Here is a 13,687-nt window from a genome sequence, read left to right on the forward strand (position 1 = left end):
ATTCCATTTCACAAATTGTTCATAATTTCGTGCTTTAACCTTCACAATTCATTTTAGAAAATGTTTTACTATAGATATGTTGTTTTTAATTATATTTCTAGACAAAACTAATTTTTACAACTTCATCTAAATTTCACTTAATGTCTAGAAATCAATCGCAAATTTCGCTATAGTTATTGTTAGCGGAATATGCTTACAAAAATGAAAGGAGAGGTAGTATGTCAAACGGTCGTACACTGGCGGCTACTAGAAATACTGGTCCAGAAACAACATCAGTTGTAAAAGATTTCTTAGCACTAATAAAAATTGGCATTGTAAACTCGAATCTTGTCACAACGTTTACAGGGATGTGGCTGGCTTTTCAATTTACTAGTAGACACTTCTTGCAAGAGCTGGATGTCATCTTATTCACCATGCTGGGTGCGGCATTAATCATTGGTGGCTCAGGTGCAATGAATAACTTTATTGATCAAGATATAGATCCGATCATGAAAAGAACGAAGGCAAGACCAACAGTGACTGGCAGATTCAAGCCAAATTTTGTATTGACCATTGCCCTCTCATTTTTAATTGTAGGTGAAATTTTGTTATTAGCGGCATCGTTTGCAGCCGGCATGTGGGGACTTGCAGGAATATTTGCTTATGTCGTTCTGTATTCAATGTGGTCAAAGAGAAAGCATGTTAGTAACACGGTTGTAGGAAGCATTTCAGGGGCTATTCCTCCTATTATTGGATTTTCAGCAGTTGAGCCTGCTTTAGGTCCAGGAGCACTTGCCTTATTCCTAATTATGTTTGCATGGCAACCACCACATTTCTACGCGCTTGCTATGAAACGTACGGAGGAATATCGTGCAGCTAAAATACCAATGCTACCTGTTGTAAAGGGATTTAAACGTACAAAGTACTCAATGTTATTCTGGATTCTTTTATTATTACCGTTACCTTTCCTTTTACCGGAGCTTGGAATTGGCTTTTTAACTCTTGCTACTACATTGAACTTGGGTTGGTTAATACTAGCTCTGAAAGGCTTTACAGCAAAAGATGATATGAAATGGGCAAATAGAATGTTTATTTATTCATTGAATCATATGACCATACTATTTGTATCCATCATAATATTTGCGGTGTTTAGCTAAATTTAGGAATTCTTTCTTTTTCTAAAGAATTCATATAGACAGAACTAATGTCCTATGTACACATGAAAATACAACAAAGAAAGAGGGGTTTAATTAAGCTATGATGAAAGGGCTTAAAAAATGGCGTCTTTTTTCACTTCTAGCAGTGATGATGGTTTTCCTTTCAGGTTGTGGTGAAGAGTATCTTTCTACACTAAAACCATCTGGAGAAGTAGGTAAACAACAATTAAACTTATTACTGTTAACTACTGTAATTATGACGCTAGTAGTGGTAATAGTATCCGTTATTTATTTACTTGCATTCCTGAAATACCGTCGTTCACGCGTTGGTGAAAACGTTATCCCTAAGCAAGTAGAGGGTAGTCATACGTTAGAAGTGATTTGGACAGTTATACCAATTATTTTATTATTAATTATTGCTGTACCAGTTGTTACAACTACTTATAAATTTGCAGATGTTGCTGCAATGGATGAGGTAGATGAGGAGGGGAATAAAACTGCCCTAACAATCAATGTAACAGCCAAATTATACTGGTGGGAGTTCGAATATCCTAACCAAGGTATTATAACGGCTCAAGAGCTAGTAGTACCAACAGGTGAAAAGGTTTACTTTAATTTAAAAGCTGCCGATGTTAAGCACTCATTCTGGATTCCTGCTGTAGGCGGTAAAATGGATACAAACGTCGAAAACTTAAACAAATTCTACTTAGTATTTGATAAAGAATCGAAAGATCTAAAAGATGGCGTATTTTATGGTAAATGTGCTGAATTATGTGGACCATCACATGCTTTAATGGACTTTAAAGTAAAAGCTTTAAGCCCAGATGCATTTGACGCTTGGGTTGATGCAATGAAAGCAACTGAAGGACAAACAGCTGACAAAGCTTCAACAGATCTTGGCGAAGCAACTTTTGCTAACAGCTGCTTAGGCTGTCATGCTATCTCTGGTTCAGGAGCAGGCGGTACTCCAGGTCCAAACTTAACTACGTTTGGTGACCGTAACCGCGTTGCTGGTTTCTTAGAACACAATGAAGAAAACTTAAAAGCTTGGATTAAAAACCCTGAGGAATTTAAACCAGGTAACTTAATGATGAATGCTGAGGGTACTGCACCTATATACGGCGATTTATCTGACGAAGAAATTGAAGCTCTTGCAACTTATATCATGGGCTTATCAGTTGAAAAATAATTTCCGTTCTATGTAACAAATTTTTGAGGGAGGTAAAAGTTGTGAGCTCATACACACAGAAAAAGGGCTTTGGAGCAACTGTCTGGGATTACATTACTACTGTTGACCATAAAAAGTTAGCAGTCATGTATTTATTAGCCGGTACATTGTTCTTCGCTATCGCTGGTTTTGAAGCGTTATTAATGCGTATTCAGTTAATGAAACCAAATAACGATTTCGTGTCAGCTGGTTTTTTCAATGAATTATTAACAATGCACGGAACAACAATGTTATTCCTAGCTGCTACTCCATTACTATTCGCATTTATGAACATGCTTGTACCATTACAAATTGGTGCACGTGACGTTGCATTCCCGTTCCTTAACTCATTAGGGTTCTGGTTATTCTTCCTAGGTGCAGTATTCCTTCACCTGTCATTCTTTATGGGTGGCGCTCCTGATGCGGGCTGGACTTCTTATGCATCATTATCTTTATATTCTCCAGGGCATGGTATTGACTTCTATGTTCTTGGTTTACAAATTTCAGGGGCAGGTACTTTAATTTCGGGTCTTAACTTCATCGTTACGATTATCACGATGCGTGCTCCTGGTATGACATTCATGCGTATGCCATTATTCACATGGACAGCTCTTGTATCAAGTGCATTAATTTTATTCGCATTCCCTCCATTAACAATTGGTTTATTAATGATGTTATTTGACCGTATGTTCGGTGGTAACTTCTTTGACCATACAATGGGTGGTAACACAGTTATTTGGGAACACTTATTCTGGATCTTCGGACACCCAGAAGTTTATATCTTAGTATTACCTGCGTTCGGATTATTCTCTGAGATTATCCCAGCGTTCTCTCGTAAACGTTTATTCGGATATTCTTCAATGGTATTCGCAACAATTTTAATCGGTTTCTTAGGGTTCATGGTTTGGGCCCACCACATGTTTACAGTTGGTCTTGGACCAACAGCAAACGCTATCTTCGCTGTTGCAACAATGGCAATTGCCGTTCCAACAGGTATGAAGGTATTTAACTGGATCCTAACAATTTGGGGCGGATCTATTAAAGTTACAACGCCAATGCTTTATGCACTTGGTTTCATCCCGTCATTTGTTGCGGGTGGTGTTACAGGGGTTATGCAAGCATCTGCACCTCTTGACTACCAATTACATGATTCTTACTTTATCGTAGCTCACTTCCACTACGTAATCGTTGGTGGTATCGTTACTGCATTATTTGGTTCAGCACATTTCTACTGGCCAATTTTCTTCAACCGTATGTTAAACGAAACGCTTGGTAAAATTACTTTCTGGGTATTCTTTATCGGATTCCATTTAACGTTCTTCGTTCAACACTTCCTTGGTTTAATGGGTATGCCACGTCGTGTATTCACTTACATGGAAGGTCAAGGTTGGGATCAATTCAACTATATCTCTACAATCGGTGCATTAATGATGGGTGTAGGGGTTATCTTAATGGTAATCAACTGCTTAATGTCTATCAAAGGCAAACCAGCAGGTCGCGATCCATGGGGCGATGGACGTACATTAGAATGGTCAATTCCACAACCAATTCCATTCTACAACTTCCGTCAAACACCTCTTGTTCGTGGTTTAGATCCATGGTGGATTGAAAAACAAGAAGGTAACAAAGAAGTTACATTTGCTGAGCCACTAGGCGATATTCATATGCCAAATAACTCAGCGATTCCATTCGTTATTTCATTAGGTATGTTTATTGCAGCATTTGGTGCACTTTATAATCCTGATGCAGATAAACCTTGGTCAATCTATATTTTAATTGCTGGTCTTGCAATTACATTTGGTGCAATGATTGTCCGTTCTGTTAAAGATGATCACGGCTTCCATTTACACAAAGAAGAAATTCTTGAAATTGAAGAACAACTTTATGGCAAAGGGGGAAATAAATAATGGATTTCAATACTAAATTTACTCCTCATACTTGGCCAGATCATCCTGAACAAGCAACGCTGGAAGGTAAAAACAAAGTCGTTGGTTTCTGGATTTTCCTTGCCTGTGAAGTTGTACTTTTCGCAAGTTTATTCGCTACTTATTTAGCGCTTAAGAACAAAGGGCCAGCTGGCATGGAGTTCACAACTCAAGGGTTATTTGAATTACCATTAGCATTTGCTATGACGATGTTACTTTTAACATCTTCGCTAACATCTGTTTATGCAATTTACCATATGCGTAACTTTAACTTTAAAGGGATGCAAACTTGGTTAGCAATTACTTTAGCTTTAGGTCTTGGTTTCTTAGCTCTTGAAATTTATGAGTTCCAACACTATGTGCATCTTGGTTTTACATTTAACCAATCTGCATTCGCAACTGCATTCTATTCTTTAGTTGGTACACATGGTTTCCACGTAACTTTAGGACTTGTATGGATCGCAACTTTAATGATTCGTAATGCTAAACGTGGTTTAAACTTGTACAATGCACCTAAATTCTTCGTAGCTGCTTTATATTGGCACTTTATCGACGTTGTTTGGGTATTCATCTTTACAGTAGTTTACTTGATGGGAGTGATCGGATAATGTCTTCACACGATACACCTATAGTTGCTAAATCACAGGCACAATATGAGTATGATCGTCATCATAATGCCGTTCATATGCGTAAACAAGTACTCAACTTTGCGATTATGATTTTCTTTACTTTTATCGCATTCGCAGTAGTTGCAGCAGATTTTTCTAAATACTTAATTATGCCATTCGTTTTATTATTAGCGGGTGTTCAAGTTGTACTTCAACTGTATTCTTTCATGCACTTAGAAGACAAAAAAACACACTTCGGTGGAGTTATTGGATTCTTCATGTGGATGGGGATTTTAATTGCATTTACATTCTTCTTAGCATTCTTAACAATTATTTGGTGGTAATCACCAAAAAAGCACGTTCGTCATTTTGTACGAACGTGCTTTTTGTATTTTAAATTTTAGTGATGGTTGCAAAAAGAAGCAAACACTGGCAAACTTAACATTTGTTCACCTTTCGTTCATTGCAGTATAGCTGTAAGCGTTTTATAATAGGAGTACTGAAGTTTAAAGGAGTGCGTTCTATATGCCACTTAGTATATTTGGTTTCCAAGCGTTATGGAGCCCATATTTAATAGGGGTTCTTGTTTTTATAACAATCGTCTATTTTTTAGTCACAGTAAAGTGGCGTCAGGATTTTAAAGAAAGCGAACCTTTAAAAAAGGGACAAGCAATTTATTTTGTATTAGCGATGATTACCATTTATATTATTAAAGGGTCTCCAGTTGATTTAATGGCTCATATTATGTTTACGATGCATATGGTTCAAATGGCTATTTTATTATTGCTTGTACCGATTTTCTTAATTAAAGGAATACCTTGGTGGGTTTGGAAGGTTGCGATTGAAGCACCAGTTGTTAGAACTATATTTAAAGTACTAACATTACCAGTAGTTGCAGTGTTTGTGTTTATTGGTCTATTTTCCTTCTATCACTTACCGGATGTATTGGATTATATTAAATTAAATGAAACACTACATGGTACCTATACATTTGTCTTATTTCTATCAGCGGTTTTCATGTACTGGCCTTTAATTCAAAATATGCCAGGTAAAGATCAAATGAAGCCCTTGCATAAATTAGGCTATATTATTGCCAATGCCGTTTTAATAACTCCTGCCTGTGGATTGATCATTTTTGCACCTAATGCTATGTATGAAACGTATACGAATGGTGATGCTTGGTTAAAGGCAATGGAGCTTTGTGTTCCGGCCTCTACGTTGTCGGGACTATCATTATCAGGACCTGAGTTATTTACGGATATGAAACCTGTTGCTGATCAGCAATTAGGTGGCGTCCTAATGAAAATCATTCAAGAGCTGATTTTTGGTATCTTATTAGGTGCCATCTTTACAAAATGGTATCGTGCTGAACAAAAAGATCCAGATAAAATTACTGCTGATGCATTAGCTGCCCATCAAAAAAAATGGGAGAGTCAACAGCAACATTAATTAAAAATAGAAATTTACTTTGTATAAGGGGTTTTGATAATGGAATTGCAAATTTTGCCTACTATTAGTACTTCATTTATCGTCATTAGTGCTGTACTAGTAGCAATAGGATGGGGCTTAATTATAAAAAGAAATGTAGAAGGGCATAAAAAGGTAATGCTTGCTGCAGGTGTTGCTGCACTGATCTTCTTTATTATTTATGCTTCCCGTACAGTGTTTATTGGAAATACTGCCTTTGGTGGTGGAGAACATTTAAAACCTTATTATACGTTTTTCTTGATTTTCCATATTATTTTGGCAACTTCTGGGGCTGTATTTGGGATTGTTAGTATAATTTCAGGTCTTAAAACAAATTTAAAATTACACCGTCGTATTGGACCGATTACAAGTATTATTTGGTTCTTCGTCGCTATAACAGGTGTCCTTGTTTATTTATTATTGTATATTTTATTTGAACCGGGCGAAACTACATCGGTTATTAAAGCCATTTTAGGCATATAACAAAAATCTCCCACCTTATTTTTCAGTAGGTGGGAGGTTTTTTGTCGTTGGCTGAATTAATGAGAGAACTACTACAAAAAGTAATGGTCCAATTAAAATACCTAAAAATCCAAAAATTTTAAATCCGATAAACATAGCGATAAAGGTTGAAAGAGAAGAAAGTCCAATTTTATCACCTATTATTTTTGGCTCAATCATACGACGAACTAAAAATTGACCTACTGTTAATACAATTAACACAGCAGCATAAATATAATCACCAGCAAAAACTTGATAGATTGCCCATGGGACTAATAAAATAAATGAGTCAAGAAAAGGAATAAAGTCTAAGACGACAAGCAACAATGCTAATAATAGAGGAAATGGCGTTTTGAGAAAATAAAAGGCTGCGATAGCTAAAGCAAAAATACCTAATCCTACAAGCAATTGTGCTTTCAAAAATCCAAATAAGGCTAGTTTAACTCGTTCACCAATAAACACAATTTTCTGGTGGTAGTGGAAAGGGACGGGCATTAGTATTTTTTGATTAATGGTTGGCAATTCCAAAAGCAACATATACAAGACAATCCAATAGACAAAAATATCAAATAATCGTGTAGGGATATACGTTAATAAGGCAGACCAGACATCGATGTTTGTTAAGGAAAGTGCAAATTTTTCAGTGGAAGCTAAAGCTCTTGCAATCATGGATTGAATTTGTGAAACTAGTTCTACAGGTAAATGATAGGTGTGGTTACTTAGTTTAGATTGCATTTGAATCCATAGTGCAGAAAGTTGATTCAAATAATCTGGAATATCTATAATGAAAGATGAAAATTGTTTCCAGCTTACATAAATAATAAGCGTACATAATAATAAAGAGATACTTAGGAAAAATAAAAAAAAGATGGAGACCACTATTTTACGCTTTTTTCGAAAACGTTTGCTCATCCGAACTATAATAGGTTCTAAAAGTAAGGCAGTTAAGTAGGCAAGTAAGATCGGCAATGATATTGAAATAAACCAGAGGAGAAAAACCCCAATTGCGATAACGATAATGGGATGACGAAAAAAAGGACGATTAAAAAATGACAACAATTTTCTCACCTACATCTTGTTCTAGATATAGGTAGTATGAGAAGAAATCAAATTTTTACTCAAAATAAAAAAGACTGGATTACCAGTCTTTTCGTAACAATGAAGCTTTTTAATGCTATTCTTGCGATCACTTTTCAATTAATAAAGATTAGCGTGCGTTAACAGGTTCAAAGTTATTTTTATTTGTAGGCTCGATTGAGAATTGATCTAATTCTAATTTAACCTTTTTTAAGATTTCTTCACATTTTTTCACAATATGTGCTGGGAAAACTTCATCTTCCCCATATTCAACACCATGTGGATAATAGTACTTACCAAGTGTTGGTTTCATTAATGTAAGGATGGCATCATGTGCACCAACATCACCAGAAATGGCATATGCGAAAACGCGTAGGTAATAACGACCTTCACGAGTATCGAAACGTTTATCGAATGTCATACGTTCATAATCCCAACCGCCATCACATTCTAAACCATGTTTTTTCATAATGCTGACAATTAGCTCTTGATCAGCTGTTAAATTTTCAAGGTTAGTATTTTCAAAATACATGTATAATCCTCCTTTAGGTTCTCGTACAAAGTATACGCTCATTTTTATAATAGAACATATTCGACATTGTTGCAATGACAACATTGTGTCAACCCAATTACAATTGATATAATAACTTACAATAATGGTGATGAAAGGAGTCCTATATGAAAGCTTTATTCCGCATATTAATGGTTTGTGGTGCAATCGCATTAATCGGCTTTATGTTTTTTAATACCCCTAAGGAAAATGAACCACTAGAAGGCCCGAATACCAATTCAAATATAATCCCTCAAACGGAGCTAAAACAGCCCGATATAGGAGCAATGACACGTCCACAAACGGGTATTTCAACATTAATAGGAAAAGGCACACAAACCGTTTTGGAACAATATGGGGAACCAGGAAGAAAGGAACCCTCCTCGTTTGGGTATGAGTGGTGGGTCTATAATAAAGATGTTTCTACCTTTTTTATGATTGGCGTTGAAAATAACGTCGTCACGCAAGTGTACATAGCAGGGCAAGATATCAATGCATTTCCTTTTAAAGTTGGGCAAAAACGGGATGAAATTTACCGCATGACGATTATTGATTATGAGGTAGCCGCCAATGTTGGTGATAATATTTACATATTCTCGATGAATGAAGAAGATATGCAAACAAGATTATTGATCAAATTTGATGGACTATACGCGCAGCTCTATATTGACCGAGAAACGAGTGAATTACAGGGGATACGATATACCAACAGTAAAACACTTGTCCTTCATCAGCCATATGAAATGAGTTATCAAGGAGAGCTTGTTAGACGTACACCGCCTTCTTCATTTTTACAGCAAGAAATTGATAGGGCGAATGCCAAACAGCTCGATGATTTACTAAATGTAACCCGAGAGCATCATGGGTTGCTGCCTGTAGAGATGAATGAATCATTGGAAAATACAGCGAGAATGCATAGCGAAGATATGAAGGTGCAAAATTTTTTATCACATGAATCTCCCACTTATGGAGATCTTAAAAAGAGGTTACAAGCGCAGAGCATTGACTATAGCGATGCGAATGAAAATCTAGCAACTGCCTATTTTGATGCAATTGAGGCAATGCATGGCTGGACAAATTCCCCCGAACACCGAAAAGTTCTATTAAATGATAAATATTCACAAGTTGGTTCAGGTGTTTTCGTCGATTATTATACACAAATTTATATAGAACCTGCTTCACAGAAGGTGCATAATGAGGAATCAAATAATGAAGAATCTGAAGGTGAAGAACCTGTAGAGGAAGAGAAAACCGACCAAACGCCATAATATAATAAATTTACATGAAGACAAGCATTCGCTGAATGGACTTGTCTTCATTTTTTTGTGCTTCCAGTTGCCCCAAGTGGCTTCTACATTTTTCGTCACACCGTTACAAAGGCCGTCATATGATAGAGAACTGAAAGGGGGAAGAGGGTTGCAATTAGCTGAGTTATTGAAAGACTGGCCATGTAGCGTAACGGGAGGATCGATTCGAACAGAAATTACAGGCGTAGAGGATTATGCACAGGCAGTACAACCAGGCGACATTTTTATTGTACGTAAAGGCAAAAAAACTTCAGGAAGTCGTTTTGTCAAAGAAGCATTGGCCCATGGAGCAGCGGCAATTGTCTCTGAGGAAAGTATTTCCTTACCAATTATTGATAAAGAAATTCCTTTTGTATGGGTTCCTAATACAGCCTTATTCCTATCGTATGCAAGCGCGAAGTTAGCAGCTTTTCCTGCAGAAGCATTAAGTGTTGTTGCAATAACGGGGACAAACGGGAAGACAACAGTGAGCCATTTTGTCAGTCAGCTTTTAAACGCTCTACATAAAAAAGTGGCAGTTATAGGAACGATTGGGTTTTATCTTGATGGAGAAAAGCAACAAACATCTTACGAGGAACTTACCACATTGCAGGCTAAAGAATTACATCCGATATTAAAACAATGTGTCCGCAAAGGTGTCTCACATGTAGTGTTAGAAGCATCTTCAATGGGGTTACAGCAACATAGACTCGATCATTGTGACATTGATTGCGGCGTATTTTTAAACTTATCTGAAGATCATTTAGAAGATCATGGAGGGTTAGAAGCCTATAAACGTGCGAAGAAAAGATTAGCTGATTTATCTAAAAAGCTAGTATTAAATGGCGATGATAACTTTTGCCGCTCTGTTGGAATTTATGATAAGAAAAAATCCTGCTCATTTGGCTTTGATAATCACAATGATTTACATATCCAAATTGTCAGTGAAACAGTTGGCAAAACAGTGCTTTGCTTACAAACATCCGCGAGTGAGCATATTGTAGAAATTCCTTTTGTAGGGAAGTATCATGTGCAAAATACGGTTGCCGCATTGATGGCAGTATGGCGTTTAGGAATTCCAATGGATGATATAGTCGAACATATGTGGTCCTTAAGGCTTCCGGAAGGTAGGCTAGAGAAGATTGATAATCCAGTAGGAATTGATGTGTATGTAGATTATGCCCATACTGCTGAAGCCCTCCAAGCAGTGTTACAAACATTCGATCGCTCGAAAACGATTTATCTTGTCTTTAGTTGTGGTGGAAATCGGGATAAAGCAAAACGTTTTGCTATGGGCGCTGTAGCAAGTAAATATGCAGACGTTATCTATTTAACAACGGATAATCCTCGAGATGAAGATCCGATCATTATTAACGAAAGTATTATTGCTGGTTTTACAGAGCAACAATACTATGAAATATATTTAGACCGTAAAGTTGCCATCCATCAAGCATTAGCGAAGGCGAAAAAAGGGGACATTGTCCTTGTTGCCGGAAAAGGGCATGAACAAACACAGCAAATTAAAAATCAAAAATTCCCTTTTTCCGATCAACAATGTATTAAGGACTATTTTACAGGTCTACTTACCGACGCTGAATAACAAAAAATGATCCTGTAGCAATGGCTAGCTTGCGTCCTGTCTCATCTTCGATATCACATTCCATTACTAGTGTTTGCCGTCCTTTATGGACAAAACGACCACGCGCAATTAATTCTTTATTCGTTGTTGTGGCAATATACGTGACATTCATATTTGTAGTTACTACATTAAATCCTTCTGGTACAGAACGGGAAGCAAGTCCCCCCATTGCCGCATCGGCTATCGTCGCAATGATGCCCCCGTGTGGCACCTTAATCGTGTTATGAATAACTGGTGTAATTGGGATACGAACCTCACTGACTTCAGGCTCAAACTTGCCAACCATATGTAAGGCAGCGTTAATATAGCGACGATGAATACCTTGCTGTTTTTCTCGGAGCCCGGTTAAAAGATGTAAAAGAACATCTTCATCTTCCTTCGTACTATCTTGTAAAATTGCCCCTAATAATAGATCGATTTGTTCTTTAGGTGTTGTCATCAATTGGAAAAACCTCTTTCATTAATAATCTCATTAATGTAAAATTACCATAAAATCTGTTATGATGGGTAAGAGATTGGGGGAATTAAAAATGATGATGACCTCTGACTGGGTATTCATTTTAGATGAGGCGGAAGCGCTTTGTGAGATGATTCTTTCCTCAGAACCAGCGATGGCGCTTCAGCAAGCGTATGATGCCGTTTATAGTGATACACAAATTGTAGAAGCTATTTACGCGTTTAATCGCATGAAAGAACAGTACGAAGATGTACAACGTTTCGGAAAATATCATCCGGACTACCATACAATTATGAAGTCGATTCGCCAACAGAAAAGGGCGCTCGACTTAAATGAAAAGGTTTCTGCTTTAAAAATTGCTGAAAATGATTTTCAGGACTTGCTTGATGAGATTAGCCTACTTGTAGGGAAAACAGTCTCTGAAGCGGTAAAAGTCCCAGTAAGCAATCCATTCTTTGCATCTGGATCATCTTGCGGAGGAGGATGTGGCTCGGGCGGTTCATGCTCTTGCTCAGCGTAAATTAAGATGTGTTAAAACACGCATCTCTACTAGACTGTACACAACTCAAAAGTAAAATTGAGTTTGTTTACAGTCTTTTTCTATACAATTATATAAGGAGTAAACATACATGAAAACATATCGGATTGCAGTCATACCAGGAGATGGGATAGGAAAAGAGGTAGTACCAGCTGCCATAGATGTACTCAATAAGGTGGCATTATTGGATGGTCGTTTTCAATTCGAATGGACATCCTTTCCATGGGGCAGTGATTATTATTTAGAGACGGGTAATATGATGCCTGAAAATGGGATAGAGATTTTAAAGCAATATGACCAAATTTTCTTAGGAGCGGTGGGCATGCCGGAATTGGTGCCAGACCATATATCCTTATGGGGGCTACTTATTAAAATTCGTAAAGAAATGCAGCAATCTATTAATGTACGACCTGCAAAGCTACTCCAAGGTTTACCCTCACCTTTACGTCAACCTAATAAATTTGATTTTATTGTTGTTAGAGAAAATTCTGAAGGAGAGTATGCGGAAAGTGGTGGGAGAATACATAGTGGACAAGATGAAATTGCAATCCAAAATGCCATTTTTACTAGAAAGGGTACAGAACGTGCGATGCGGTATGCTTTTGAGCTTGCTAAAGCCCGACGACAAAATGTGACAAGTGCCACAAAATCAAATGGTATTACCTACAGTATGCCATTTTGGGATGAAATATTTTGTGAAATAGGGAAAGAGTATGAAGACGTAGAGAAAACATCCAATCATATTGATGCATTAGCGGCCTTTTTAGTCATGAAGCCGGACAACTTTGATGTCATTGTTGCCTCCAATCTATTTGGGGATATTTTAACAGATTTAGGGGGTGCCATTATGGGGAGTATTGGTATAGCGCCTGCAGCCAACATAAATACAGAGGGCGTGTTTCCTTCTATGTTTGAGCCTGTTCATGGTTCTGCCCCTGATATAGCAGGGCAAGGGATTGCAAATCCAATTGGGCAAATATGGACCGGAAAAATGATGCTTGATTTTCTTGGCTACGAAGAAGCAGGAACACAGATTTTGAAATCTATCGAATTAACATTAACGCAAGGTATAAAAACCCCTGATTTAGGCGGAACAGCAACATTACGAGAAGTAACTGATGCAGTATTACAATATTTAGAATCTGCTTATCAATGAAAGCAGGTAGGTATTGCTTTCATATAACAAAAGCCATCGAGTAAATGATCTGACCCAAAAAAGTTAGACATATTTAGTTAAGCAACTGCTAAGACCTGAGTTCGGTACTCCACCGGACTTAGGTCTTTTAATTTTTCTTT

Annotated in this window: 14 protein-coding genes; 11 read left to right on the top strand and 3 right to left on the bottom strand. The window is 37.2% G+C overall.

The genetic code is table 11. The features are described from left to right. Nucleotides 1-218: 218 nt before the first annotated feature. The 7 genes from cyoE (at nucleotide 219) to B3D94_RS00785 (ending at nucleotide 6,826) form a co-directional block, all read left to right on the top strand. Entirely contained in the window at nucleotides 219-1,136 is a 918-nt protein-coding gene (gene cyoE / locus B3D94_RS00755; RefSeq protein WP_069480256.1) for a heme o synthase, read from the top strand. 100 nt (nucleotides 1,137-1,236) lie between these two features. Next, nucleotides 1,237-2,325, top strand: a complete 1,089-nt coding sequence (gene coxB / locus B3D94_RS00760; RefSeq protein WP_069480257.1) for a cytochrome c oxidase subunit II — start codon at nucleotides 1,237-1,239, stop codon at nucleotides 2,323-2,325. Between the two features lie 41 nt (nucleotides 2,326-2,366). Further along, nucleotides 2,367-4,250: a cytochrome c oxidase subunit I gene (gene ctaD, locus B3D94_RS00765; RefSeq protein ID WP_069480258.1), complete on the top strand. Its 1,884-nt coding sequence runs from the start codon at nucleotides 2,367-2,369 to the stop codon at nucleotides 4,248-4,250. Continuing rightward, complete coding sequence (locus B3D94_RS00770) at nucleotides 4,250-4,876, top strand: cytochrome c oxidase subunit 3 (RefSeq protein WP_008173951.1); 627 nt, start codon at nucleotides 4,250-4,252, stop codon at nucleotides 4,874-4,876. Before ctaD ends, B3D94_RS00770 begins: the two co-directional genes overlap by 1 nt. Then, nucleotides 4,876-5,220 (top strand): cytochrome C oxidase subunit IV family protein, encoded by a 345-nt coding sequence (locus B3D94_RS00775; protein WP_012293127.1) that lies wholly within the window; start codon nucleotides 4,876-4,878, stop codon nucleotides 5,218-5,220. Before B3D94_RS00770 ends, B3D94_RS00775 begins: the two co-directional genes overlap by 1 nt. A 181-nt stretch (nucleotides 5,221-5,401) precedes the next feature. Beyond that, nucleotides 5,402-6,325: a cytochrome c oxidase assembly factor CtaG gene (gene ctaG / locus B3D94_RS00780; RefSeq protein WP_008173948.1), complete on the top strand. Its 924-nt coding sequence runs from the start codon at nucleotides 5,402-5,404 to the stop codon at nucleotides 6,323-6,325. Nucleotides 6,326-6,364: 39 nt separating this feature from the next. Continuing rightward, entirely contained in the window at nucleotides 6,365-6,826 is a 462-nt protein-coding gene (locus B3D94_RS00785) for a DUF420 domain-containing protein (RefSeq protein WP_069480259.1), read from the top strand. A 15-nt stretch (nucleotides 6,827-6,841) separates the two neighbouring features. On the opposite strand, the gene ytvI is transcribed toward B3D94_RS00785, so the two are convergent. Further along, entirely contained in the window at nucleotides 6,842-7,900 is a 1,059-nt protein-coding gene (gene ytvI / locus B3D94_RS00790) for a sporulation integral membrane protein YtvI (RefSeq protein ID WP_232540459.1), read from the bottom strand. A 151-nt stretch (nucleotides 7,901-8,051) separates the two neighbouring features. Continuing rightward, nucleotides 8,052-8,453, bottom strand: a complete 402-nt coding sequence (locus B3D94_RS00795) for a YugN family protein (protein ID WP_069480260.1) — start codon at nucleotides 8,451-8,453, stop codon at nucleotides 8,052-8,054. Nucleotides 8,454-8,599: 146 nt separating this feature from the next. Between B3D94_RS00795 and B3D94_RS00800 the strand changes: the two genes are divergently transcribed. Further along, nucleotides 8,600-9,739: a CAP domain-containing protein gene (locus B3D94_RS00800; RefSeq protein ID WP_069480261.1), complete on the top strand. Its 1,140-nt coding sequence runs from the start codon at nucleotides 8,600-8,602 to the stop codon at nucleotides 9,737-9,739. Between the two features lie 148 nt (nucleotides 9,740-9,887). Further along, nucleotides 9,888-11,357, top strand: a complete 1,470-nt coding sequence (locus B3D94_RS00805) for a UDP-N-acetylmuramoyl-L-alanyl-D-glutamate--2,6-diaminopimelate ligase (RefSeq protein ID WP_291753535.1) — start codon at nucleotides 9,888-9,890, stop codon at nucleotides 11,355-11,357. On the opposite strand, the gene B3D94_RS00810 is transcribed toward B3D94_RS00805, so the two are convergent. Then, nucleotides 11,341-11,835, bottom strand: coding sequence for a PaaI family thioesterase (locus tag B3D94_RS00810; RefSeq protein ID WP_175422986.1), 495 nt, complete (start codon nucleotides 11,833-11,835; stop codon nucleotides 11,341-11,343). The genes B3D94_RS00805 and B3D94_RS00810 overlap by 17 nt on opposite strands. A gap of 91 nt (nucleotides 11,836-11,926) precedes the next feature. On the opposite strand from B3D94_RS00810, the gene B3D94_RS00815 reads away from it, so the two are divergent. Both B3D94_RS00815 and B3D94_RS00820 read left to right on the top strand, forming a co-directional pair. Beyond that, nucleotides 11,927-12,373: a YlbF family regulator gene (locus B3D94_RS00815; protein ID WP_025113823.1), complete on the top strand. Its 447-nt coding sequence runs from the start codon at nucleotides 11,927-11,929 to the stop codon at nucleotides 12,371-12,373. A gap of 109 nt (nucleotides 12,374-12,482) precedes the next feature. Beyond that, complete coding sequence (locus tag B3D94_RS00820; protein WP_291753542.1) at nucleotides 12,483-13,547, top strand: tartrate dehydrogenase; 1,065 nt, start codon at nucleotides 12,483-12,485, stop codon at nucleotides 13,545-13,547. Nucleotides 13,548-13,687: the final 140 nt, after the last annotated feature.

The sequence above is a fragment of the Lysinibacillus sp. UBA5990 genome (genome assembly GCF_002429815.1).
GTDB classification, from domain to species: Bacteria; Bacillota; Bacilli; order Bacillales_A; family Planococcaceae; genus Lysinibacillus; species Lysinibacillus fusiformis.

Excerpts from the sequence above, each read along its gene's own strand:
- cyoE (WP_069480256.1), top strand. The coding sequence starts at position 219 with ATGTCAAACGGTCGTACACTGGCGGCTACTAGAAATACTGGTCCAGAA.
- coxB (WP_069480257.1), top strand. The coding sequence starts at position 1,237 with ATGATGAAAGGGCTTAAAAAATGGCGTCTTTTTTCACTTCTAGCAGTG.
- B3D94_RS00770 (WP_008173951.1), top strand. The coding sequence starts at position 4,250 with ATGGATTTCAATACTAAATTTACTCCTCATACTTGGCCAGATCATCCT.
- B3D94_RS00775 (WP_012293127.1), top strand. The coding sequence starts at position 4,876 with ATGTCTTCACACGATACACCTATAGTTGCTAAATCACAGGCACAATAT.
- ctaG (WP_008173948.1), top strand. The coding sequence starts at position 5,402 with ATGCCACTTAGTATATTTGGTTTCCAAGCGTTATGGAGCCCATATTTA.
- B3D94_RS00785 (WP_069480259.1), top strand. The coding sequence starts at position 6,365 with ATGGAATTGCAAATTTTGCCTACTATTAGTACTTCATTTATCGTCATT.
- B3D94_RS00795 (WP_069480260.1), bottom strand. The coding sequence starts at position 8,453 with ATGTATTTTGAAAATACTAACCTTGAAAATTTAACAGCTGATCAAGAG.
- B3D94_RS00800 (WP_069480261.1), top strand. The coding sequence starts at position 8,600 with ATGAAAGCTTTATTCCGCATATTAATGGTTTGTGGTGCAATCGCATTA.
- B3D94_RS00810 (WP_175422986.1), bottom strand. The coding sequence starts at position 11,835 with ATGACAACACCTAAAGAACAAATCGATCTATTATTAGGGGCAATTTTA.
- B3D94_RS00815 (WP_025113823.1), top strand. The coding sequence starts at position 11,927 with ATGATGATGACCTCTGACTGGGTATTCATTTTAGATGAGGCGGAAGCG.
- B3D94_RS00820 (WP_291753542.1), top strand. The coding sequence starts at position 12,483 with ATGAAAACATATCGGATTGCAGTCATACCAGGAGATGGGATAGGAAAA.